Source organism: Micromonospora sp. WMMD1128 (assembly GCF_027497235.1).
GTDB lineage: Bacteria > Actinomycetota > Actinomycetes > Mycobacteriales > Micromonosporaceae > Micromonospora.
This window is the reverse complement of the sequence record NZ_CP114902.1, coordinates 2,036,859-2,059,479: the sequence shown is the minus strand read 5'-3', so window position 1 is coordinate 2,059,479 and position 22,621 is coordinate 2,036,859. Positions and strand designations below refer to the sequence as shown.

The 22,621-nt window shown below is 73.3% G+C and carries 19 protein-coding genes; 8 read left to right on the top strand and 11 right to left on the bottom strand.

Annotated features, from left to right (window positions below):
- Window positions 1-23 precede the first annotated feature (23 nt).
- Genes O7602_RS09620 through O7602_RS09600 form a run of 5 tightly spaced genes read left to right on the top strand, consistent with a single transcriptional unit; the run spans window position 24 to window position 6,184 of the window.
- Complete coding sequence (locus O7602_RS09620; RefSeq protein WP_281587994.1) at window positions 24-1,031, top strand: NAD-dependent epimerase/dehydratase; 1,008 nt, start codon at window positions 24-26, stop codon at window positions 1,029-1,031.
- A 14-nt stretch (window positions 1,032-1,045) separates the two neighbouring features.
- A complete protein-coding gene (locus O7602_RS09615) occupies window positions 1,046-2,326 on the top strand; it encodes an activator-dependent family glycosyltransferase (RefSeq protein WP_281587993.1) in 1,281 nt (426 codons plus the stop codon).
- A 12-nt stretch (window positions 2,327-2,338) separates the two neighbouring features.
- Window positions 2,339-3,610, top strand: a complete 1,272-nt coding sequence (locus tag O7602_RS09610; RefSeq protein ID WP_281587991.1) for an activator-dependent family glycosyltransferase — start codon at window positions 2,339-2,341, stop codon at window positions 3,608-3,610.
- An 18-nt stretch (window positions 3,611-3,628) separates the two neighbouring features.
- Window positions 3,629-4,900: an activator-dependent family glycosyltransferase gene (locus O7602_RS09605; protein ID WP_281587989.1), complete on the top strand. Its 1,272-nt coding sequence runs from the start codon at window positions 3,629-3,631 to the stop codon at window positions 4,898-4,900.
- Window positions 4,901-4,918: 18 nt separating this feature from the next.
- Window positions 4,919-6,184: an activator-dependent family glycosyltransferase gene (locus O7602_RS09600; RefSeq protein WP_281587987.1), complete on the top strand. Its 1,266-nt coding sequence runs from the start codon at window positions 4,919-4,921 to the stop codon at window positions 6,182-6,184.
- Between the two features lie 67 nt (window positions 6,185-6,251).
- On the opposite strand, the gene O7602_RS09595 is transcribed toward O7602_RS09600, so the two are convergent.
- The 8 genes from O7602_RS09595 to O7602_RS09560 form a co-directional block, all read right to left on the bottom strand.
- The gene (locus O7602_RS09595; RefSeq protein WP_281587985.1) at window positions 6,252-7,112 is read right to left on the bottom strand and encodes a methyltransferase domain-containing protein; all 861 of its coding nucleotides are present in this window, start codon (window positions 7,110-7,112) and stop codon (window positions 6,252-6,254) included.
- Window positions 7,109-8,668 (bottom strand): aromatic amino acid ammonia-lyase, encoded by a 1,560-nt coding sequence (locus O7602_RS09590; protein ID WP_281590233.1) that lies wholly within the window; start codon window positions 8,666-8,668, stop codon window positions 7,109-7,111. Before O7602_RS09590 ends, O7602_RS09595 begins: the two co-directional genes overlap by 4 nt.
- A gap of 2 nt (window positions 8,669-8,670) precedes the next feature.
- Window positions 8,671-9,795, bottom strand: coding sequence for a class I adenylate-forming enzyme family protein (locus O7602_RS09585; protein ID WP_281587983.1), 1,125 nt, complete (start codon window positions 9,793-9,795; stop codon window positions 8,671-8,673).
- Between the two features lie 58 nt (window positions 9,796-9,853).
- Window positions 9,854-10,726 carry a glucose-1-phosphate thymidylyltransferase RfbA gene (rfbA, locus tag O7602_RS09580; protein ID WP_281587982.1) on the bottom strand — a complete coding sequence of 291 codons (873 nt, stop codon included), beginning with the start codon at window positions 10,724-10,726 and terminating at the stop codon, window positions 9,854-9,856.
- Window positions 10,723-12,108: a cation:proton antiporter gene (locus tag O7602_RS09575; RefSeq protein WP_281587980.1), complete on the bottom strand. Its 1,386-nt coding sequence runs from the start codon at window positions 12,106-12,108 to the stop codon at window positions 10,723-10,725. The genes rfbA and O7602_RS09575 overlap by 4 nt, the downstream gene beginning before the upstream one ends.
- On the bottom strand, window positions 12,105-12,629 hold the full coding sequence (locus tag O7602_RS09570; protein WP_281587978.1) for a flavin reductase family protein: 525 nt from the start codon (window positions 12,627-12,629) through the stop codon (window positions 12,105-12,107). Before O7602_RS09570 ends, O7602_RS09575 begins: the two co-directional genes overlap by 4 nt.
- Window positions 12,630-12,655: 26 nt before the next feature.
- Entirely contained in the window at window positions 12,656-14,194 is a 1,539-nt protein-coding gene (locus O7602_RS09565; protein WP_281587976.1) for a tryptophan halogenase family protein, read from the bottom strand.
- Between the two features lie 70 nt (window positions 14,195-14,264).
- Window positions 14,265-15,494, bottom strand: a complete 1,230-nt coding sequence (locus O7602_RS09560; RefSeq protein ID WP_281587974.1) for a class I SAM-dependent methyltransferase — start codon at window positions 15,492-15,494, stop codon at window positions 14,265-14,267.
- 418 nt (window positions 15,495-15,912) lie between these two features.
- On the opposite strand from O7602_RS09560, the gene O7602_RS09555 reads away from it, so the two are divergent.
- From O7602_RS09555 to O7602_RS09545, 3 genes are read left to right on the top strand one after another with little or no spacing between them, the layout of a single operon-like run.
- Window positions 15,913-17,592: a carbamoyltransferase N-terminal domain-containing protein gene (locus O7602_RS09555; RefSeq protein WP_281587972.1), complete on the top strand. Its 1,680-nt coding sequence runs from the start codon at window positions 15,913-15,915 to the stop codon at window positions 17,590-17,592.
- A 17-nt stretch (window positions 17,593-17,609) separates the two neighbouring features.
- Entirely contained in the window at window positions 17,610-18,575 is a 966-nt protein-coding gene (locus O7602_RS09550; RefSeq protein ID WP_281587971.1) for a hypothetical protein, read from the top strand.
- Window positions 18,572-19,729 (top strand): cytochrome P450, encoded by a 1,158-nt coding sequence (locus O7602_RS09545; protein WP_281587970.1) that lies wholly within the window; start codon window positions 18,572-18,574, stop codon window positions 19,727-19,729. Before O7602_RS09550 ends, O7602_RS09545 begins: the two co-directional genes overlap by 4 nt.
- Window positions 19,730-19,777: 48 nt before the next feature.
- On the opposite strand, the gene O7602_RS09540 is transcribed toward O7602_RS09545, so the two are convergent.
- The 3 genes from O7602_RS09540 to O7602_RS09530 are packed head-to-tail and all read right to left on the bottom strand — an operon-like array spanning window position 19,778 to window position 22,612.
- Complete coding sequence (locus O7602_RS09540) at window positions 19,778-20,773, bottom strand: Gfo/Idh/MocA family oxidoreductase (protein WP_348651318.1); 996 nt, start codon at window positions 20,771-20,773, stop codon at window positions 19,778-19,780.
- Between the two features lie 55 nt (window positions 20,774-20,828).
- The gene (locus tag O7602_RS09535; RefSeq protein WP_281587968.1) at window positions 20,829-21,443 is read right to left on the bottom strand and encodes a dTDP-4-dehydrorhamnose 3,5-epimerase family protein; all 615 of its coding nucleotides are present in this window, start codon (window positions 21,441-21,443) and stop codon (window positions 20,829-20,831) included.
- Between the two features lie 14 nt (window positions 21,444-21,457).
- Window positions 21,458-22,612 carry a nucleotide disphospho-sugar-binding domain-containing protein gene (locus O7602_RS09530; protein ID WP_281587966.1) on the bottom strand — a complete coding sequence of 385 codons (1,155 nt, stop codon included), beginning with the start codon at window positions 22,610-22,612 and terminating at the stop codon, window positions 21,458-21,460.
- Window positions 22,613-22,621: the final 9 nt, after the last annotated feature.

Genomic DNA, 22,621 nt, shown 5'->3' with positions numbered 1-22,621 from the left:
CACGCGACCCGAAGGAGCTTGCCGTGTCAGGTGAGGCATCGAAACAACTGGTCACCGTGCTCGGCGCCTCCGGCCTGCTCGGCACGGCCATCACCCGGCAGTTGGCCCGGCGTCCGGTCCGGCTGCGGCTCGTCGGCCGGCGCTGCCCGGTGGCGCCGGCCGGGCACCGGGGCGAGGTCGAGACGCGGGCGGTCGACCTGACCGAACCGGGCGCCGTCGCGGACGCGGTGGCCGGCGCGGACGTGGTCGTCCACCTGGTCGCCCACATGGGCGGCGCCGGCACCTGGCGGGTGGCCGCCACCGACCCGACCGCCGAACGCGTCAACCTGGGCCTGGTGCACGACCTGATCGGCGCGGTCCGGGCGCAGCGGCCCCACACCCCGCCGGTGGTGCTGTTCGCCGGGTCGATGTCGCAGGCCGGTCAGAGCGCCGGTCGGCTCGACGGCACCGAGCCGGACCGCCCGCTGACCGCCTACGACCAGCACAAGCTGGCCGCCGAGCAGGCGATCGAGGAAGCCCACCGGGAGGGGCTGCTGCGCGGCGCGACCCTGCGCCTGGCCACGCTCTACAGCCAGGGCAGCGACGCGAGCGCCCTCGACCGGGGCGTGGTGGCCTCGATGACCCGCCGCGCGTTCGCCGGCCAACCGTTGACCATGTGGCACGACGGCAGCGTGACGCGCGACCTGCTCTGCGTCGACGACGCCGCCGCCGCGTTCCTCGCCGCGATGGACCGCCCGGAGCCGGTCGTCGGGCGGCACTGGCTCGTCGGCACCGGCGAGGCCACGAGCGTCGCCGAGCTGTTCCGGGCGATCGCCGCGGCGGTGGCCCGGCAGAGCGGCCGGGACCGGGTGCCGGTGGTGTCGGTGCCGCCGGCCGAGCACTCCATGCCGACCGACCTGCTCGACTTCGTGCTCGACCCGTCCGCCTTCCAGCGGGCCACCGGCTGGCGACCGGCCGTCGCGTTGCCCGACGGGCTGCGCGGCATGGCCGCCGCCGTCGGGCGGGAACTCGCCGCCGCCGACGCGGCGTGACGGGGGCGTCCGCGATGCGCGTCCTCTTCGTCACCTACGCCGAACGGACGCACTTCCTGGCGATGGCGCCGCTCGCCTGGGCGCTGCGCACCGCCGGCCACGAGGTGCGGTTCGCCAGCCAGCCCGCGTTCGTCGACGAGATCACCCAGGCCGGGTTGACCGCCGTGCCGGTGGGCCGCTACCGCGATCCCGGGCGGGCGCTCGAACTCACCCCCGGGTGGCAGACCGCCGGGCGGGCGGGACTGCCCCGCCCGTACGACGTGGCGCAGCGGCACCCGGACGACGTCAGCTGGCCGTACCTGCGCGACGAGTTCGCCCGGCAGGTCAAGGACTGGCACAAGTACGAGAACGTGCCGATGATCCCGGACCTGGTGGCGTTCGCCCGGGCCTGGCGGCCGGACCTGGTGATCTGGGAGCCGACCACCTACGCCGGGCCGATCGCGGCGAAGGCGTGCGGCGCCCGGCACGGCCGGGTCATGTTCAGCCTCGACATCTACGGCGTCACCCGCGACCACTACCGCCGCCTGCGGGCCCAGCAGCCGCCACACGACCGGGGCGACGCGCTGGCCGAGTGGCTGGACGCCTACGCCCGCCACCACGGCGGGGAGTTCACCGAGGACATGATCACCGGCGAGTTCACCATCGACCAGTTCCCGCGCTCGTTGCGGATGGAGGCGGACCTGACCTACCTGCCGATGCGCTACGTGCCCTACGGCGGGCCGGCCGTCGTGCCGCAGTGGCTCCGGGCCGCCCCCCGGCGACCCCGGGTGGCGATCACCATGGGTCTGGTCGCCACCGAACGCTTCGACGGCTACGCGGTGAACCTCCAGGACATCCTCGACTCGCTGGCCGACCTGGAGATCGAAGTCGTCGCGACCGTCGCCGAGGCGGAGCAGCGGCGGCTGGCCCGGATCCCGGACAACGCCCGGCTGGTGCCGTTCGTGCCGCTGCACGCGCTGGTTCCCACCTGCGCCGCGGTGATCCACCACGGCGGGTTCGGCACGCTCTCCACCACCGCGCTGCACGCGGTGCCGCAGTTGGTCCTCCCGCTGCACTTCGACGAGCCGGCCCTGGCCGAGGGGCTGGCCCGGCAGGGCTGCGCCATCCACCTGCCGGCCGAGCGGGCCACCGGACCGGCGGTCCGGGAGGCCCTGCTGCGTCTGCTGGGCGAGCCCGCCTTCGCCGACGGCGCGCACCGGATGCGCGAGCAGATGCGGGCGCTGCCCACCCCCAACGAGATGGCCCGCCGGCTGGCGGCGATGACCGCCGACCGCCGACCGGTCACCACCGGCTGAGAGGAGACCGACGTGCGCGTGCTGTTCGCGGTCAACCCGGAGAAGACCATCTTCCAGTACCTGGTGCCGATGGCGTGGGCGCTGCGGACCGCCGGCCACGAGGTGCGCGTCGCCAGCCAGCCGGCCTTCGCGCAGGTCATCACCCAGGCCGGGCTGACCGCCGTGCCGATGGGCAGCGACCGCAACCCGTGGCGGGTGACCACCCATCGCCGGCACACGCGGGAGTCGATGCGCGCGGGCTTCATGATCCCCTACGACGCGTTCGACGACCCGGCCAAGGCGACCTGGGACCACCTGTCGAGCGGGTACGCCGAGGCGATCCGGATGTGGCACAAGCCGCAGAACTTCCCGATGATCGCGGCGTTGGTGGAGTACGCCCGCTACTGGAAACCGGACCTGGTCATCTGGGAACCCATGACCTTCGCCGGATCCATCGCCGCCAAAGCCTGCGGCGCCGCCCACGCCCGCCTCCTGTTCGGCCTCGACGTCTTCGGCGGCGTCCGCCAAACCTTCCTCGACCTACACCGCCAACAACCCCCCGACCACGCCACCGACCCCCTCATGACCTGGTTCGACGGCTACGCCCGCCGCTACGGCTTCGACCTCACCGAAGACCTCGCCACCGGCCACTTCACCATCGACCAGTTCCCCGCCACCCTCCAGACCGAAGCACCCGGCCTGCACTACCTCCGCATGCAATACATCCCCTACGGCGGCCCCGCCACCATCCCCGAATGGCTCACCAAACCACCCACCCGACCCCGCGTCGCCCTCACCATGGGCCTCAGCGCCACCGAAATCTACGACGGCTACACCCTCGACATCGGCGACCTCATCCACACCCTCGCCGAACTCGACATCGAACTCGTCGCCACCATCGCCGAACACGAACAACCCGCCCTCGGCACCCTGCCACCCAACGTCCGCGTCGTCCCCTACGTCCCCTGGCACGCCCTCGCCCCCACCTGCGCCGCCGTCATCCACCACGCCGGCGCCGCCACCCTCGCCACCACCAGCCGCCACCCCGTCCCCCAACTCGCCCTGCACTACCACTTCGACCAACCCCAACTCGCCCACAAACTCGCCACCCACGGCGCCGGCCTGCAAATCCACACCAGCAACGCCACCGGACCCACCGTCCGCGACGCCGTCCACCGCCTCCTCACCGAACCCCACTTCCACACCCGCGCCACCGACCTCGCCCACGAAATCACCACCCTCCCCTCCCCCAACCAGATCGTCCCCCACCTCGAAACCCTCACCGCCCACCACCACACCCCCTGACCCACCAGGAGAACACCCATGCGCGTCCTGTTCGCGGTCAACCCGGAGAAGAGCATCTTCCAGTACCTGGTGCCGATGGCGTGGGCGCTGCGGACCGCCGGCCACGAGGTGCACGTCGCCGGCCGACCCGCCTTCGCGAAGATCGTCATGCAGGCCGGGCTGACCGCCGTGCCGATCGGTCACGACCGGGACAACTGGCGGGTGGCGAAGATGGCCCCGGACGCCCACGCCAAGGTGCGGGCCGGCATCCCCGCGCCCTACGACGCGTTCGACGACCCGGCGAAACAGACGTGGGACTACCTGGCGCCCGGGCTGGCGCAGGCGGTGTCCGGCTGGCACCGCGGCAGCAACTTCCCCATGATCGCGGCGTTGGTCGACTACGCCCGCTACTGGAAACCCGACCTGGTCATCTGGGAACCCATGACCTTCGCCGGATCCATCGCCGCCAAAGCCTGCGGCGCCGCCCACGCCCGCCTCCTGTTCGGCCTCGACGTCTTCGGCGGCGTCCGCCAAACCTTCCTCGACCTACACCGCCAACAACCCCCCGACCACGCCACCGACCCCCTCATGACCTGGTTCGACGGCTACGCCCGCCGCTACGGCTTCGACCTCACCGAAGACCTCGCCACCGGCCACTTCACCATCGACCAGTTCCCCGCCACCCTCCAGACCGAAGCACCCGGCCTGCACTACCTCCGCATGCAATACATCCCCTACGGCGGCCCCGCCACCATCCCCGAATGGCTCACCAAACCACCCACCCGACCCCGCGTCGCCCTCACCATGGGCCTCAGCGCCACCGAAATCTACGACGGCTACACCCTCGACATCGGCGACCTCATCCACACCCTCGCCGAACTCGACATCGAACTCGTCGCCACCATCGCCGAACACGAACAACCCGCCCTCGGCACCCTGCCACCCAACGTCCGCGTCGTCCCCTACGTCCCCTGGCACGCCCTCGCCCCCACCTGCGCCGCCGTCATCCACCACGCCGGCGCCGCCACCCTCGCCACCACCAGCCGCCACCCCGTCCCCCAACTCGCCCTGCACTACCACTTCGACCAACCCCAACTCGCCCACAAACTCGCCACCCACGGCGCCGGCCTGCAAATCCACACCAGCAACGCCACCGGACCCACCGTCCGCGACGCCGTCCACCGCCTCCTCACCGAACCCCACTTCCACACCCGCGCCACCGACCTCGCCCACGAAATCACCACCCTCCCCTCCCCCAACCAGATCGTCCCCCACCTCGAAACCCTCACCGCCCACCACCACACCCCCTGACCCACCAGGAGAACACCCATGCGCGTCCTGCTGTGCACGCTCCCGCAACGCACGCACTTCCTGAAGATGGTGCCGCTGGCGTGGGCGTTGCGGACCGCCGGCCACGAGGTCCGGGTGGCCAGCCTGCCCCGGCTCACCGACCTGATCACCGACGCCGGCCTGACCGCGGTGCCGGTCGGGCGGGACGTCGACGTCGAGCGGATGGACCGCCCGGAGGACCGGGCACAGTGGCGGCGCGGGCTGCCCAAGCCGTACGACCTCGCCGAGGTCGGCGCGGAGAACGTCGACTGGGCCGAGTTGACCGAGTCGCACCGGGCCTTCACCCAGTGGGGCCACCGCCTGCACAACCAGCCGATGGTGGCCGACCTGGTGCGCCTCGCGCAGCAGTGGCGCCCCGACCTGGTCCTGTGGGAGCCGAACACGTTCGCCGGCGCGATCGCCGCGAAGGCGTGCGGCGCGGCGCACGGCCGCCTGCTGTTCACCATGGACGTGTACGGCGTGACGCACGCCCACATCCGCCAGGTCAACAGCCGGCTCGTCCCGCCGGAGCGGGACGACGCGCTCGCCGAGTGGCTCGAGTCCTACGCCCGGCGGTACGGCTTCGCGTTCACCGAGGACCTGGTGTCCGGCCAGTTCACCGTCGACCAGTTGAGCCCGTCGCTGCGGATCGGGGCGCCGCTGCACTACGTGCCGATGCGCCACATCCCCTACGGCGGTCGCGCCGTCGTACCGTCGTGGGTGTGGGCGCCGCGGTCACGGCCGCGGGTGGCGCTGACCCTGGGCCTGAGCGCCACCGACCACTTCGACGGCTACACGCTCAACGTCGCCGACGTGCTCGACTCCCTCGCCGACCTGGACGTCGAGGTGGTCGCCACCATCGCCGCGGCCGAGCAGCCGAAGCTGCCCCGGGTGCCGGACAACGTCCGGGTGGTCGACTACGTGCCGCTGCACGCGCTGGCGCCGACCTGCGCCGCGGTCGTCAACCACGGCGGGTTCGGGACGTTGAGCACGGTCGCGCGCTACGGCGTACCGCAGCTGGTCCTGCCGTTCCACTTCGAGGGCCCGCTGCTGGCCGGCAAGCTGGCCGCGCACGGCGCCGGCCTGGTGGTCCACCCCGGCGCCGCCACCGGCGCGACCGTCCGGGAGCAGCTCGGGCGCCTGCTGGACGAGCCGGCCTTCCGGGAGCGGGCCGAGGCCCTGCGGGCGGAGATCGAGGCGTTGCCCACGCCCAACGAGGTCGCCGGGCAACTGGTCGAGCTGACCGCCAAGTACCGGGCCGACTGACCGCACCGCACGCGACGGGGCGCCCGTGCCGGCCGGCACGGGCGCCCCGTCGCGTGGGTGGGACCGGTCAGAGAGCGTCCGGCCGGTGCGCCACCACCACGACCACGCCCTCGCTGACGTGGTCGGGCTCGACGTCCCAGCCGTCGTCGACCGGGTCGGCCACCAGGCGGGCCAGGTCCTCGGGCAGGTCGTCGTGGGTCTTGGCGTACTCGTGCATGGCCATGTGCGTCTGCTGGTAGGTGCGCATGGTCTGCGCGGTGATGTCGACGATCTCGTCGAGCACCAGACCGGCCTCCGCGACGAAACGCGGATAGTCCTCGACCCGCACCAGGGGCGCGGCCCGCCACGCGGCCAGCGCCTCCGCCACCGCCTGGCGGGTCTCCTCGTCCTGCTCGATGATCTCCCCGCGCAGGACGAAGTCGGTGAGCGCCAGCCGGCCGCCCGGGCGCAGCACCCGGGCCGCCTGCGTCAACGCCCGCGTCCGGTCCGGGATGTGCACGATCGACTCCAGCATCAGCACCGCGTCGAAGGAGTCCGGCGGAAACGGCAGCGCGGTGGCGTCCGCCACCTGGAACACGGCGCGGTCGGCGACCCCCTCGGCGTGGGCACGCTCGTTGGCCAGCTCGACGTCGCGGGTGCTGACCGAGATGCCGACCAGGTCGGCGCCGGTGCGGCGGACCAGGTGCACCCCGGGCTTGCCCGGCCCGCAGCCGACGTCGAGCACCCGGTCGCCGGCGCCCGGCGCCAGCTTGTCGATGAGCAGGTCGGTCAGGCGCTGGCCGGCCACCTCGAAGCTGCTGTCGTCGTCCGGCCCGGTCCAGTAGCCGTAGTGCATGTTGCCGCCCTGGAACCGGGTGATGAGCAGGTTGGCCCGGTCGTAGAACGCGCCGACCTCCTCCGGCGTCGGCAGCACGAAGTCGGTGCTCATCGCGCCCCTTCCGGCCGGTCGACGAGCAGTTGCGCCGCGTGCCGCCGCATCAGGTCGCGGGCCGCGCGCACCTCCGGGCCCATCGGCCGGTCCTCCGCCAGCGGCGGCGACACGCGGGCCAACTCGGCCCAGACGCCGTCGACGTCGGGGCCCGGCTGCGTCATCGCGGTCAGCTGGGCCACGCCCAGGGCCAGCGAGCCGACCGTCAGCCAGGCCAGGTCGAGCGCCTCGGACACGCCGTTCGCGCCGTTGAGCGCCATCGGCACGTGGTCCTGGTTCCACCCGTTGGTGGGCAGCGTGGTCAGCGACGCCGGATAGACCAGCTGCCGGATCCGGGAGATGAACGAGGTGGCGCTGATCTGCACGCCCGCCAGGCCGCAGCCACGGCCGGCGCGGGGGGTGAGCATCGGCGGCAGGTCGCCGTTGGTGACCGGGTTGACGATCAGCCCGAGTTGCCGCTCCGCCAGGTACGCCGCCATGTGCACGGCGAGCCCGAGCTGGTCGGAGGCGAAGCCCACCGGCATGGCGTGGAAGTTGCCCGCGTGCAGCACCCGCCCCTGCACCGTGATCGGGTTGTCGGTGCAGCCACGCGCCTCCCGGGCGAGCAGGTCCGCGGCGCCGGACACCTGGTCCAGGACCGCGCCGAGCACCTGCGGCGCGCAGCGCAGGCTGTACGGCTCCTGAAGTGGCCGGCTCGGGTCGCGGCGGGCGTCCGCCGGCATGGCCCCGGTGATCCAGCGGGCCACGGTGATCTGCCCGGCCTGCCCGCGGGCGAACCCCACCCCGTCGTCGTAGTGCTCCGGATTCGCGCCCAGCAGGGTCGCGAGCCGGGCCGACAGCGCCGCCACCGCCCGCACCAGTTGCAGCGCCGAGCGGTGGTTGAGGATGGACAGGGCCAGGCCGACGCCGGTGCCGTTGACGAACGCGAGCGCCTCGCGCACCGGCCACCGCACCGGCTCGGCGCCGATCGCGGCAAGCGCCTCGGCGGCCGGCCGGACCACCCAGTCGCCGCGCTCCCGCACCCACGCCTCGCCGTGACCGGTGCAGGCGAGCGCCGCGTGGGCCAGCGGCTGGAGGTCGCCGCTCGCGCTCACCGTGCCGTCGCGCGGGATGCACGGCGTGAAGCCGGCGTTCCACAGGTCGGCGATACGCTGCCAGAACTCCGGCGACACCGCCGAGAATCCCTTGCGCATGCTGGCCAGCCGCAGCCACAGCACCAGCCGGCTCACCTCCGGGGCCAGCGGCTGGCCCTGGCCGGTGCCCAGGTGCGAGATCAGCGAGGTGCCCTGCTCCATCTCGGACTCCGCCGCGTAGAGCACGAGCGGGCCGAACCCCTGGGTGAGTCCGTAGATCGGCTCTCCGGCGGCCAGGTGCTTGTCGATCGTGGCGGCGCTGGACTCCATCCGGGCCACGTCGGCGTCGTCGCACGGCGGCAGGGTGGCGTCCCAGTCGGCGGCGCCGGTGATCGCCGCCAGGTACGCCGTGCCGTCCCCGGCGGGCATCGGCGCGCCGTGGTCGCCTTCCAAGGCGGCGCTTGTCGAACTGTGGGCGATCATGGTCACGTCGCTACCTCCGCGTCGGCGGTGATTGTCGGCTGGCGGTACCGCAGCTTGCCGGTCTCGGACCGGTCGATCCCGGGCACCAGATGAACCTTGCGGGGACGCATCCCCATGGCGGCGAACCCGGCGGCGAGGTCGAGGTCGGCGAGCGTCCGCCCGGGCGCGACGACCAGCAGGTCGACGTGCTCGCCGATCACCGGGTCGGCCACCGGCACGAGCGCCAGGTCGGCGCAGTCGATCGCGGCGCGCAGCACCCGTTCCCGGTCGTCGAGGTTGACCCGGCGGCCGTTCACCTTCACCAGCCGGCTGCTGCGGCCGACCAGGTCGAAGGTCCGCTCGTCGCGGCGCCGGACCAGGTCGCCGGTGCTGGCCTGCCGGGGCGGCGCCGCACCCGGCCGGTACGCCAGGCGCGGGCTGCGTACGACGAGCGGGCTGTCCTCCCCCGACCCGGCGCCCTCGGGTCGGTCCGCGAACGTGACGTCCGGGAAGAGCGTCCACGGGCCGGGCGCGCCGGTGGCCCACCGGCGGGTGGCGATCCCGCCGGTCTCGGTCGAGCCGAGGATCTCCACCACGCCCAGCCGGTCCCCGCCCACCTCGGCCCGGAGCTGACCGGCGGTGTCCGGCAGCATGGCGCTGCTGTGCAGCACGGTCACCCGCTCGAAGCGGCGCACCCAGTCGAGGTGCTGCAACAGCAGGGTGAAGATCCACGGCGTGGCGACCACGAGCACCCGCGACGACTCCACCTCGGGCATCGGCCCGAAGAACGACTTGCGGTACCAGACCGGCGCGCCGAGGCGGGCCGGCAGCAACAACGTGGCCAGCGCGCCGTAGATGTGCACCGGTGGCACGAACGACACCACCGCGCCGGGCCGGTCCTCGGCGACCAGGTCGGCGAGCAGGCCCGCCTCCCGCCAGGCCGCCTCGCGGCCACGCCGCCAGCAGAGGCTCTCCCCGGTGCTGCCGGAGGTGTGGAAGTCGAGGTCCGGCGTCATGTGGCCGCGCACCAGCTCCGCCGGGTCGCCGGCCACGCGGTCCCACCGGACCCGCCAGGCCCCCTCGGTCACCTCGCGGTCCGCCGGGCCCCGGGCCAGCAGGCTCGCCGGCGCGACGTCGACGTAGCTCATCGGCCGGCCCGCGTCCGGCCGGGGGCGTACCGGAACACCGCCGCGCGTGGCACGCCGCTCATCCGACCGTCTCCGCGAGCTCCAGCAGGTACCGCCCGTAGTCGGAGTTGCGGGCCTCCACCCCGAGCCGGTGGCACGCCTCCGCGTCGATGTAGCCCATCCGCAGGGCGATCTCCTCCAGGCACGCCACCCGCACGCCCTGGCGCTTCTCGATCACCTGCACGTACTGGCTGGCGGCGAGCATCGAGTCGTGCGTGCCGGCGTCCAGCCAGGTGAAGCCGCGCCCGAGGCGTTGCAGCCGGGCCCGGCCCTGCTTGAGGTAGGCCAGGTTGACGTCGGTGATCTCCAGCTCGCCCCGGGGCGAGGGCACCAGCTCGCGGGCGATCTCGACGACGTCGGAGTCGTAGAAATACAGCCCGGTGATCGCGTTGTCCGACCGCGGGTGGGCCGGCTTCTCCTCGATCGAGACCAGGGCGCCGGACGCGTCGACCTCGCCGATGCCGTAGCGGTAGGGGTCGGACACCGGGTAGCCGAACAGCATGCAGCCGTCCAGTTCCTCCCGTGAGGAGCGCAGCAGCTGCGGGAACCCCGCGCCGTGGAAGATGTTGTCGCCGAGGACGAGCGCGCACGGCTCGCCGGCGATGTGGTCGGCGCCGATCAGGAACGCCTCGGCGATGCCCCGCGGCTCCTGCTGCTCGGCGTAGGTGATGTGCAGGCCCAGGTGCGAGCCGTCGCCGAACAACGCCCGCAGCGCCGGGATGCTGGGCGGGTTGGAGATGATCAGGATGTCGCGGATGCCGGCCAGCATCAGCACCGACATCGGGTAGTAGACCATCGGCTTGTCGTAGACCGCGAGCAGTTGCTTGGACGTCGCCAGGGTGAGCGGGTAGAGCCGGGTTCCGCTCCCGCCGGCGAGCACTATTCCATTCATCGACTTGTCCGTTCGTGGAGTCGGTCAGAGAGGGCGGCCGGATCGGCCGACGCGGCGTCGTCGCGGGCCAGCGCGCGGACCAGCGGCGCCGTCATCGCGGTGGTCACCACGGCGGTGAGCACCAGGATGGTGAAGCCGAGCTCGTTGACCAGGCCGGAGCGCAGGCCGATGCTGGCGACGACCAGCTCGGTGACGCCCCGGCAGTTCATCAGCACGCCGACCCGTACCGCGTCGCGTGCCGGCAGGCCGGCGAGCCGGGCGCCGCCGCCGGCGCCGGCCACCTTCGTCACCGTCGCGACCGCGAGCACGCCGAGGAAGAGCAGCCAGTGGCCGGGGTCGCCGCCGAGCAGGCCCACCGAGGCGGCCAGGCCGACCCCGGCGAAGAACAGGGGCAGCAGGATCGTCAGGGTGAAGCCCTGGAGCTGGTGGTTGATCCGCTCCACCACCGGCGACCGACGCGGCACCGCGACGCCGAAGAGGAAGGCGCCGACGAACGGGTGCAGGCCGACCAGCTGGGTCAGCGCCGCGAACGCGATGGCGCCGACGACCAGGACGACGACGAGCATCCGCTCGGAGCCGGCGCGCCGCACGATCGCCGCCAGCACCGGCCGCAGGCAGAGGAAGAGCACGAGCACCAGGGCGAGGTGGACCGCCGCCCCGGTCACCGAGCGCACGTCGGCCCCGGAGGTCGCCGCCGCGAGGATCACCGTCAGCGCCAGCCAGGCGACGCCGTCGCCGGCCGCCGCCGCCGACAGGGCCAGCGCTCCGGTGCGGCTGCGGTCCAGTCGCAGGTCGACCAGGATGCGGGCCAGTACGGGCAGCGCGGTGACGGCGAGCGCGAGGCCGAGGAAGAGCGCGTACGCCGGCACCGGCGCGCCGGCACCGCGCAGCACCGGCTCGGCCGCGAGGGCCAGGCCGAAGCCCGCGACGACCGGCAGGCCCATGCCGCCGAGCACCACCAGGCCGATGGCGCGTGGTCGCCGCGCCCCGCCGGTGCGCAGCTCGCAGCCGAGCAGGAACATGAACACGACCAGACCGAGCTGGGCCATCCGGTCCAGGTTGACAAGCACGTCCGGTGGGAAGAGCCACCGGTGCAGGCCGGGGCTGAGCAGACCCAGCGCCGACGGGCCGAGCAGCAGGCCGCCGAGGATCTCGCCGAGCACCGCGGGCTGCCCCAGCCGGCGCATCAGCTCGCCGAGCAGGTGGCAGCCGGCGAGGATCACGGCGACGGCGAGCAGGAACCGGGTGAGCGGGTCGACCGGCCCGACGTCGACCAGGTCGGTGCCCCACAGCGCCCCGATGCCGGCGAGCACCGCGGCCCCGGCGGCGACGACCAGCCGGCCCCGCCGGCCGCCCCCGACGGTCTGCGCGCCGTCGCTCACCGGGCCTCCAGGTAGGAGCGGCGGCCGTAGAGCAGCGGGCGGCCCTCGCCGCCGGTGGCCTCGACCACCCGACCGAAGACGACGACGTGGTCGCCGACGGTCCGCAGGTCGACCACGTCGCACTCGGCGGCGGCGAACGCGTCCTCGGCCAGCCAGGGCAGCGCGCGCCGCGGCGACAACCGCCACGCCACCGCGCCGAAGCGGTCCGGCCGCGGCGCGGCGAACAGCTCCGCCGTCTGCCGGGCCGCGGCGTGCAGCAGGTTGACCATGAAGCTGTCGCGCTCACGGATGGCCGCCAGGGTGCCGCTGCACGTGTCGAGGCAGACCAGCAGCGTGGGCGGGTCCATCGTCACGCTGGCCAACGAGTTGCAGGTCAGCCCGTGCGGCTGGTCGTCGGCGCCGGTCGAGGTGACGACCGCGACGCCGGTGACGTAGCCGCGCATGAAGGTGCGGAACCCGTGCGGCGGGCCCGGGTGGCCGGGCTGCGCCGCCGACACGTCGTCGGACGAAAGGGTGGTCATCGGTGGCCCTCCGCTGCGATCGGAGATTAGTCGTTGAGCCCGGCGAGGTACTCGTAACAGCTGGGCAGCGCGGCCACGAGCGCCTCGCCCTCGGCTCGGAGCCGCGCGAACTCGGCGTGGGCGCGGGCCGGGTCGAGGTGCCGCAGGGCCGGCGCCGGCGCCGTCGGCACGTGCCCCAGCCCGAGGTTCATCGCGTTCCAGGAGTAGCTCTCGAACCCGTGGTAGTACGGGTAGATCGTCTCCTCGTCGAGCAGACGCGAGCCGGCGAGCTCCATCCGCTCCGCCAGGCCGTCGGGCAGCCGGCGTCGCTTGGCCTCCTTCCAGTACGGCGTGTCCTCGCGCTGCGCGGCCCGGTAGTGCAGGACCAGGAACTCCTTGACCCCGTCGACGGCCCGCCCGACCCGGTCGTTGTAGGCGGCGATCTGCACCGGGTCCCAGCGCTCGTCCGGGAAGTAGCGCACCAGCTGCTCGATGCCGTGCTGGATGAAGAAGATCCCGGTGGACTCCAGCGGTTCCACGAACGCGCTGGACAGGCCGATGGCGACGCAGTTGTGCACCCAGGACTCCCGGTTGCGGCCGATCCGCATCCGGATGTGGTTGGCCGGCACGTCGTCGCGGCCGGGGGCGACGGCGGCGCGCAGCTCCTTCTCCGCCTCCTCCGGGCTGATGAACTCGTCGGAGTAGACGTAGCCGTTGCCGTTGCGGCGGAACAGCGGAATGGTCCACATCCAGCCGGCGCTCATCGCGGTCGCCGTGGTGTAGGGGCTCATCTCGGTCGCGTCCTCGCGGGGCACCCGCACCGCGACCGCGCGGTTGTTGGGCAGCACGTCCTGGAACGACTCGAACGGGGTGCCGAGCGTCTGGTTGATCAGCAGGCCGCGGAATCCGGTGCAGTCGACGAAGAGGTCGCCGTCGATCGTCCCGTGCCCGTCGGTCACCACGTGGCCGATCCAGCCACGCTCGTCGCGGGCCACGTGCGCCACGTTGTCGACCACGTGCCGCACCCCGCGCGCCGTGGCGTACTCGGCCAGGTAGCGGGCCACCTCGTCGGCGTCGAAGTGGTAGGCGTACGGGAACTGCGCGCGCTGCTCGTCCAGGGTGGACCGGCCGAGTCGGCCGTCCAGGCCCGCGGTGAACAGCGAGCCGTCCCGCATCCGCGGGGAGCGTTTCGCTTCGCAGAGGGCCCGGGTGAGGAAACACGCCTCGTCGAAGGGCCGGCTGCGGTCGCCCAGGGCGAGCCACCAGTCGGCGAGCGAGAACCCGTCGACCATCCGCAGGCGCTCGAACGGGTGGTAGAAGTGCTCGCCCGGGCGGTTCCAGTTCTCGAACCGGATGCCCAGCTTGTAGCCGCCGGCGCAGCGGGGCAGCCAGTCCGCCTCGTCCAGGCCCAGGTAGTCGAAGAAGTGCCGCAGGGTGCTGAAGGTCGCCTCGCCCACGCCGATGCGCGAGACCTGGGCGGATTCGATGAGCGTCACGTCGATGCGGTCGGCGAACGCCGCCTTGAGGTAGCTGGCCGTCATCCATCCGGCCGTCCCGCCGCCGACGATGACCACGTTTCGGATCATGTGCTCTGTCTCCCTGACGTCTGGTCGGGACGGCCCAGCCGTGCCCGTGTGGTGGTGTGTCGGGGGCCGGTCAGTCGATCCGTACCTCGGGGACGTACCGGATCCACCGGCCGCCGGCCGCCCGGAACCCCTGCTCCTTGGCCTGGATCTCGTCGGCGTGGTTCCACGCGAACAGCAGCGCGTAGTCCGGGTACGGATCGGCGAAGGCCGCCGCGTCGACCACCGGGATGTGCGCCCCGGGGGTGAGCCGGTTCTGCTTCGCCGGGGTGGTGTCGACGACCGTCGACACCAGGTCCGGGCCGATGCCGCAGAAGTTGGTCACGGTCGCGCTCTTGGCGGTGGCGCCGTAGCCGACGACCCGCTTGCCCTCGGCCCGCAGCCGGCGCAGCAGCGCGGTCAGGTCGTCCCGGATCCGCAGCACCCGCTCGCCGAAGCCGTCCAGGGTGGCCCGGTCGGCGAGCCCGCGCGCCCGCTCCTCGGCGAGCAGGTCGGCGACGGCCGGCGTGGGCGTGCGGGCGCCGGCGATCGCGAGCGTGTAGCGCACCTCGCCGCCGTGCACCGGCAGCCGCTCCACGTCGACCAGCTCCAGGTCGTGCCGCTGCGCCATCTGTTGCACCGAGCGGGCGGTGAAGAAGAAGAAGTGCTCGTCGTAGATCTGGTCGAACGAGGCACGCTCGACGATGTCGCCCAGGTAGGGGTCCTCGAACACGAACACGCCGGTGGGGGCGAGCAGTGCCCGCACCCCGGTCAGGATCGACGCGATGTACGGGATGTGGCACAGCGTGTTGGCGGCGTAGATGACGTCGGCCGGCCCGTCGGCGGCCCGGATCTCACGCGCCGTCGACTCCTCGAAGAACGACTTGCGGACCCGGATCCCCTTCGCCGCGGCCACGTCGGCCACGCCACCGGAGGGCTCCACGCCGAGGTGGCGTACGCCGGACTCGGCGAGCGTCCGCAGCATCACCCCGTCGTTGCAGCCGACCTCCACGACGAACGGGTCGTCGCCGGTCAACTCCGTGGTGAGCAGCCGCTTGGCCAGGCTCTCGAAATGCGACCGCATGTAGGCGGATCCGGACGAGTGGTACGGGTACGCCTCGTGGAACATCCGGTCGCGGGGCACCTCCTCCATCAGCTGCACCATCGTGCAGTCCGCGCAGAGCCCGGTGGCGAGCCGGAAGAAGAACTCGCCGTCGAGGTCGGCGTCGGGCTCCAGGAAGGCGTCCGACAGCGGCTGGCGCCCGAAGTCGAAGAACTCGTTGACCGTGCCGCCGCACACGCGGCATTGGGACGTGCTCGACATGACAACTCCTGACTAGACCGATCGACGTCGAATGCGGCGCGAGAGGCCGCGGCGTGATGAGAGAACCAGATACGTGCCGGCACATCACGACACCTGGAAGCGATCCGGCGCGACGCTACCGCACGAATGGGAGTGTGCCCCGACATCGACGTCCGGCAGAAGAGCGGACCGACGCGCGTCGCTGCTCGGGCCACGTCGGGACGGCCACCGGGGATGTCCCGCCAGCGAGACGTTCGCCCGCCGGGCGGCGCCTTTCCCGCCCGGCCGTCGTTGACCGGCGGACGGCCCGCTCGTTAGCTTCGGGCACCTCCCCGGGCCGCTCGCCGGACGCCCACGCGACGTCGGCGTCGACGTCTCGCCCCGTCGGCTCGCCAACTGGAGGACACATCTCGGCCGAACGCCGACGGGAGGAACAGTCGTGATCGTCGCAGGGCTCAAGTTGACCGGCAGAGGTGGTCTCGCGCTGATTCGCAACGGCCGGATCGAATTCGCCTCGACATTGTCGGAAGTCGATGCGGAAGCGTCCGTCGAGGCCACCGTCGACCGGGTCACGGAAACGCTCGACGCAATCCGGCGCACGGTCGACGCCGTCGACGTCTGGGTGGTCGACGGCGGGCCCGGCACCACCGACGGCCGGCTCCGGCTGGGGCCGGCGGACGCGCCCGTGGAGCTGGCCGTCGCCGGGCACCTGGACACCCATCCGCCGGTGGTGGCCGAGGGCACGCTGACGGTGGGCGGCACGGCCGTCCCCTACGTCAGCTACGCCCACCTCGCCGGGCACGTCGCCGCCGCGTACTGCACCAGCCCGTTCGCCCGCGACGGCGCCGGCGCGACGGTGCTGGTGTGGGACACGGACAGCTTCCCGCGCCTCGCCCGGGTCGACGGGCGGGGGCGCAGCGAGTCGCGGGGTGAGCTGTTCCCCATCACCGGCATGGTCCTGGACCTGGCCGCGCGGATGCTCGGACCCGCCGGCCAGGGCCGCGAGCCGGCACCCGGCGCGGCCGGCGCGGCGCTTGCCGACCTGGCCGGGTCGGGGACGGTACGCACCGAGGTGACCTCGCTCGTCGGCAGGCTCGTGGACGAGCACTTCGAGGCGGACACCGCGGCGGCCAAGGAGTACCGCGCGAGCGTTCTCGGCCGCGGGCGGTCCGTCGAGCCGTCGGTGTGGCACACCACCGAGTTCCTGACCGACCTGCGCCGGGCCGCCGACGCCCACGGCGTCGACGCGGCCGACCTGGCCGCCGGCCTCCAGCGCTTCCTCGGCGGCCTGCTCGCCGAACGACTGGCCGACCTGCTGGCCGGCGACGGCCCGGTCGACCTCTGCTTCACCGGCAGCGCCGCCGGCTCGCCGGCGCTGACCGCCGCCCTGCGGGAGCACCCGCTGGTCCGGCGGATGTGGGTGCCGCCGTACCCGGACGGCGCCGCCGGCGCGGTCGGCGCGGCCGCGCTGGGCCTCGGTGACGGGCTGCGCTGGTTGCCGTGGGACCTGCGGCTCGGGCCCCTGCCCGGACGCACGCCGCACGTGCCGCCGGGTTGGTCCACCGCGCCGTGCCGCCCGGAGGAGCTGGCCCGGCTGATCCACCGCACCGGCCAGCCCGCCGTGGTGCTGCGCGGCCGGCTCTACGCCGGTCCCGGCCCGGTCGGTTCCCGGGCGATCCTCGCGCCGGCCACCGCGCCGGCCACGCGCGATCTGCTCAACCGGCTCGCCGACCGTCCGGCGTACCGGCGCGCCGCCGCGTTGTGCCTGCGGGACCGGGCCGCGACCGTGTTCCGGCCCGACGCCGCCGACCCGCACGCCGGGTACGACAAGCAGGTCGTGCCCGGCTGGCGCTCCCGGTTGCCGGTCGTCACCCGCGCCGACGGCACGGCCCGGGTGAGCGCGGCCGACGACGACGCCGTCCTGCGGACGATCCTGCGCGAGTACCGCACGTGGAGCGACGTACCGGTGCTGGCCGTCCTCGGCGAGGTCGACGTGGCGCCCGGCGTGCTGGACACGGTGGAGGCCGCGCTGCGGTGGGGCGGCGTCGAGCTGGTCTGGGCCGACGGCGTGCTGCACCGTCGGGTCCACCCCGGCGGGCAGCGGCGGAGCACGAAGTGACGACAGGAGCCGGATCGATGAGCCACGCACCGCGCACCATGGTCATCTCGTTCCAGAAGTCAGGCACCCACCTGATGCAGGAACTGATGCTGGAGATGGGTTACCGCATCGTCGGCGTGCCCCGTCCCGGCCCGCGTACGGTGCCGGAGTTCGACGACGAGCAGCGTGCCGCGATCGCCGCCCTGGTGCTGGCGAAGGGTGACCACGACGACCTGCTGGAGCTGCGCGGCACGGCCCGGTTCGCCGACGTCACCGACCAGGCGTGGTCGGCGCTGACGTGGCACTGGCAGCAGCGACTCGGGCAGCAGCTGGTCAACCGGTACGGCCAGACCCGCCTCGACGTGGCCGCGGACTTCGTCACCAACCCCTACCTGCCGTACACCAGGTTCGCCGACACCCCCGACGGTCTGTGCTGGATCCTGCACGAGCTCGACATCCACCGGGTGGACGGCAGCTTCCTCAGCGAGTGGGTGGAGACCGCGTCGCCGCCGCTGATCCTCAACTACCGGGATCCGCGCGACACGGTCGTCTCCATGATCAATTTCTTGGAGGGGCGCACCCGCGAGGGGTACGGCAACTTCTACGAGGCCGACATCTTCAGCCGGATCCTGGCCAGCAAGAACACCTGGGATGAGAAGATCGACTACGCCTTGCGCGACCCGTCCTTCCTGGCCCGCGACCAGTTCGAGAAGGCGCTCTGGATGCTCCACCACCCCGGCGTGTGCAAGGTCCGCTACGAGGACCTGATCGGCCCCCGCGGCGGCGGCACCCGGGAGCGGCAGGTCGCGGCGGTCAGCGACGTCCTGCGGCACATCGGTTCCGACAGCGACGCCGAGGCGATCGCCGACCGGGTCTACAACCCCGACGCGTGGAGCTTCCACCAGGGTCGCAGCGGCGGCTGGCGGGACCGGTTCACCGCCCGGAACCTGGCCCGCTTCACCGAGCAGTTCGGCGACATCCTCCAGCAGTACGGCTACGAGTGAACGCCGAACCCGGGCAGACCGCCGACGACCGCCGGACGCCGGCGGTCTGCCCGGTGGCCCACCCCGCCCCCCACTACCGGATCAGCCGCGAACGCGACGTGCGGGCGGTGCTCACCGACGACACGACCTGGCCGTCGCGCCTCGGCCCCGGCCTGGTCCACGCCCAGCCCGGTGGCGTCCTGGTCGCCAGCGACCCGCCGTTGCACACCCGCCAGCGGGCGCTGCTCGCCCCGGCGTTCCGGCCGGCCACCGTCGCCGGCCTCGGCGGCTCCGTCCAGGAGCTGGTCGACTCCCTGGTGGACGGCCTCGCCCCGCGCGGCCACGCCGACCTGATGGCCGACCTGGCGGTGCCGCTGTCGATGACGGTGACCTGCCGGATGCTCGGCGCCGAAGTCGAGCACGCCCCGCGGTACTGGTCGTGGGTGCTGGCGCTGGCCGAGGGGCTGAGCCGCCCGCGCGGGTCGCTCGACCACCGGGTCGCGCCCGCCTACCGGTCGTTCCACCTGCACTTCGACGCGCACCTGCGGCGGCGCCGCGCGCACCTGGACGCCGGCGGCACGCCCCCGCCGGACCTGCTGACCACCCTGATGACCGCAGAGCCCGACGGCCGCCCGCTCCGCCACGCCGAACTGCTCGGTTTCTGCCAGTTCCTGCTGGTCGCCGGCAGCTCCACCACGGCGCTGCTCATCGGCAACGTGGTGCACCGGCTGCTCACCAGCCCCGACCAGCTCGACCTGGTGCGCCGCGACCCGGGCCTGGTGGCCGCCGCCGTCGAGGAGAGCCTGCGGGTCGACGCGCCGCTGCGCGGCCTGTTCCGCACCGCCGGCCGCGCCACCGAACTGGGCGACGTCGCCATCCCCGAACGGGCCAAGGTGCTGCCGCTGCTCGCCGCGGCCAACCGCGACCCGGACCACTGGCCCGACCCGGACCGGTTCGACGTCACCCGCCCGCCCGCGCAACTGCGCCGGCACCTCGCCTTCGGCCACGGCGTCCACTACTGCCTGGGCGCGTCGCTGGCCCGCCTGGAGGCCACCACCGCGGTGCGTGCGGTCCTCGACCGCCTGCCCGGCCTGCGCCCGGACGGCGAACCCGACCGGGTCCACGCCGAACTGCTCAACGGCTTCGAGCGGCTGCCGGTGGCCTGGCGGGTCTGAGCCGCCGGGCGTCCGGCCGGCGGCTCGACCGCCCCTGCGTGACAGGCGCTAGATGTCGACCACGAGGGCGGCCTCGCGCACCCGGTCCATCAGGTCGGCCTGCTGCAGCGTCCACTCCTGCTGCGCGCGCAGGTCGTCGCCGTCGAGCACCGCCCGGGCGAACTCGCGCACCACGTTGGCGAACTGGTGGTCCACCGGCAGGACGAACTCCTCGCGATGGTCCTGACGCTCGATCCGCAGCACCGGCTGGTAGGTCTCCGGCGGCGTGAACACCCGGTCCAGCATGATCCGGCCGGTGCTGCCGGCGAGGCTGTAGCTGTTGCGGTACGAGTGTTCCATGCCGAAGCTCAACTGCGCGGCGATGCCGTCGGAGGTGCACAGCAGCACGTGACCGGACATCACCACGTCGTGTCGCGGGTCGCGGCGGAACATCGCGCCGACGATCCGCAGGTCGCCGCCGAGGAACTGCAACGCCGCCCGGATCGGGTAACCGCCGAAGTCGAGGAACGCCCCGCCGCCGACCTTCTGCTGGTAGCGGATGTCACCGACCGGCTTGGGCGGGATGGTGAAGGCGCTGCTGAAGGCGCGCAGCTCGCCGATGGCGCCGTCGGCGACGAGCTTGCGCACCGCCGAGTGCTGCGAGTGGTAGAGGAACATGAAGTTCTCCAGCAGCACCAGTTGCCGGGCGCGGGCCAGCTCGACGAGTCGCTCGGTGGCCGGGCGGCTGTCCGTCATCGGCTTCTCGACCAGGACGTGCTTGCCGGCGGCGAGCGAACGCTCGATCCACTCGGCGTGCAGCCGCGCCGGCAACGGCAGGTAGACGGCGTCCACGTCGTCCCGGTCGAGCAGGGCCTGGTAACCCTCCACCGCCGCGCCGGAGAACCGGTCGGCGAAGACGGCGGCCTTGCCCCGGTCCCGGCTGGCGATCGCGGTGACCTGGATCGCCGGCTCCGCCAGCATCGCCGGCAGGGTCTTGCGCCAGGCGATGTCCGCGCAGCCCATCACCCCCATGCGGACCCGGTCGGTCGTGCTGCGGCTCATCATCGGCAAGGACTCCGCTCGGCAGTGGGCTGGACAGGGGGACGGTGACGTCTGGCGCTCAGCGCGCCGCCAGGCTCGCCTTCAGCGCCGCGTAGTGCATGAGGCACTCGTCGTAGCTCGGCAGCCTGCCGGCCGCCGCCGCCTCGGCCAACGACGGCGCGGCGGCGTCCTTGTCGGACATGATCGGCTCCTCGGTCAGCGACCAGGTGATGCCGATCTCCGGATCCAACGGGTTGATCTCGATCATCGTGCCGGGCACGAACTCCTCGGAGCACAGGTAGCTCATCACCGCGTCATCGGTCAGCGCCAGGAACGCGTGGCCCAGACCGTCGGCCAGGTACACCGCCGTGCCGGAGTCCGCCGCCTGGTGGGTGACCTCGAACCGGCCGTACGTCGGCGACCCGATCCGCAGGTCCACCACCACGTCCAGCACCGCGCCGCGCACACAGGTGACCAGCTTGGCCTGCCCCGGCGGCAGCGACGTGCCGTGGATGCCCCGCACCGTGTTACGGCGACTCGACGAGTAGTTGACCTGCCCCAGCCGGAACGGATAGCCGATCGTGGCGGACAGCTGCTCCTCCCGCAACGCCTCGAAGAAGTAACCGCGCCGGTCGAGGTGCCGCTCCGGCTGGATCCGGTAGGCGTTCGGGATCTCCATCTCGGTGATCGTCATCTTCGACACAGTCATCAACCTCGCTTCGGCAACGGACCGGACCTCATGGCGCCCCCGCCGGGCGCCGCCAACTTCACCAGCTCGTCGGAGACCTCGACCGGCGACGGATGCGTCGCGATCTCGGCGGCGATCCGCCGCGCGTCGCGGCCGTGACGGGAGTCGTGCAGGAGCCGACGGCCGAGCTCGGTGACCGCCTCCGGCGTCGCCTCCCCCGGTTGCAGCGTCAGCCCGGCGCCCGCCCGGGTGACGGCCCGGGCGTTGTCGAACTGATCGTCGAACTGCGGCAGGCACAACTGGGGACAGCCGGCGCCGAGCGCGGCCAGCACCGTGCCCTGACCGCCGTGGTTCACCAGCACGTCGCACTCCGGCAGCACCTGCCCCAGCGGCAACCGCCCGACGCGGACGCCGTCGGGCAGCGGCCCCCACGCCGCGGCCGTCCCCTCGTCGGCCGCGACAAGCACCTCGACGTCGAGCACGGCCAGCCCACGCACCCACCCCGCCACGTCCGGGCCGGTCGCGCCGCCCAGCCGGGGCACCAGGGTGCCCAGGGTCACGCAGACCCGCGGCCGGGTGCGCGGCCGCAGCAACCACTGCGGCAGGAACGCCGCGCCGTTGTACGCCACGTCGCGGATGCTGCGCGCCGCCGGGTGGGCCGGCCGCAGCGACGCCGGCCACGGGCTGAACACCTCGACCGGGTTCGGCGGCTCACCGGCGCCGGCGCGGGCCAGCTCGGCCACCGCCCCGGCCCGGTACTCCACGAGCGGCGCGACGCCCCACCGGTACTCCACGTGCGCGATGCCGGCAGCCGCCGCCGCCAGCGGTCCGGCGAACTCGGTCCGCTCGCTGACCACCAGGTCCGGCGCCCAGTGCGTCACCACGTCCGTCATGCCGGGCAGCGACGCCGCCGCCGCCCGGCCCAGCGCCCGGCCGGTGGCGTACCGCCGCTCGGCGCTGCCGTGCGGCGGCGCGTCGGGCGCCGCGAGCCGGCCGGCCAGATCCGCCGCCGGGCCGCAGGACGCCACCGGCAACCCGGCCGCGAGCGCCGTCGCGACGAAGTCGTCCGGCACGGCCACGAGCACCTCGTGCCCGCCGGCCCGGGCCGCCCAGGCCACCTGCGCCAGCGGATAGAAGTGCCCGTGCAGGGGCGCGGTGGTGAAAAGCAGGCGCACAGTCGCTCC

Excerpts from the sequence above, each read along its gene's own strand:
- O7602_RS09615 (WP_281587993.1), top strand. The coding sequence starts at position 1,046 with ATGCGCGTCCTCTTCGTCACCTACGCCGAACGGACGCACTTCCTGGCG.
- O7602_RS09605 (WP_281587989.1), top strand. The coding sequence starts at position 3,629 with ATGCGCGTCCTGTTCGCGGTCAACCCGGAGAAGAGCATCTTCCAGTAC.
- O7602_RS09560 (WP_281587974.1), bottom strand. The coding sequence starts at position 15,494 with ATGTCGAGCACGTCCCAATGCCGCGTGTGCGGCGGCACGGTCAACGAG.
- O7602_RS09595 (WP_281587985.1), bottom strand. The coding sequence starts at position 7,112 with ATGAGCACCGACTTCGTGCTGCCGACGCCGGAGGAGGTCGGCGCGTTC.
- O7602_RS09600 (WP_281587987.1), top strand. The coding sequence starts at position 4,919 with ATGCGCGTCCTGCTGTGCACGCTCCCGCAACGCACGCACTTCCTGAAG.
- O7602_RS09585 (WP_281587983.1), bottom strand. The coding sequence starts at position 9,795 with ATGAGCTACGTCGACGTCGCGCCGGCGAGCCTGCTGGCCCGGGGCCCG.
- O7602_RS09535 (WP_281587968.1), bottom strand. The coding sequence starts at position 21,443 with ATGACGATCACCGAGATGGAGATCCCGAACGCCTACCGGATCCAGCCG.
- O7602_RS09550 (WP_281587971.1), top strand. The coding sequence starts at position 17,610 with ATGAGCCACGCACCGCGCACCATGGTCATCTCGTTCCAGAAGTCAGGC.
- O7602_RS09570 (WP_281587978.1), bottom strand. The coding sequence starts at position 12,629 with ATGACCACCCTTTCGTCCGACGACGTGTCGGCGGCGCAGCCCGGCCAC.
- rfbA (WP_281587982.1), bottom strand. The coding sequence starts at position 10,726 with ATGAATGGAATAGTGCTCGCCGGCGGGAGCGGAACCCGGCTCTACCCG.
- O7602_RS09590 (WP_281590233.1), bottom strand. The coding sequence starts at position 8,668 with ATGATCGCCCACAGTTCGACAAGCGCCGCCTTGGAAGGCGACCACGGC.
- O7602_RS09540 (WP_348651318.1), bottom strand. The coding sequence starts at position 20,773 with ATGATGAGCCGCAGCACGACCGACCGGGTCCGCATGGGGGTGATGGGC.
- O7602_RS09565 (WP_281587976.1), bottom strand. The coding sequence starts at position 14,194 with ATGATCCGAAACGTGGTCATCGTCGGCGGCGGGACGGCCGGATGGATG.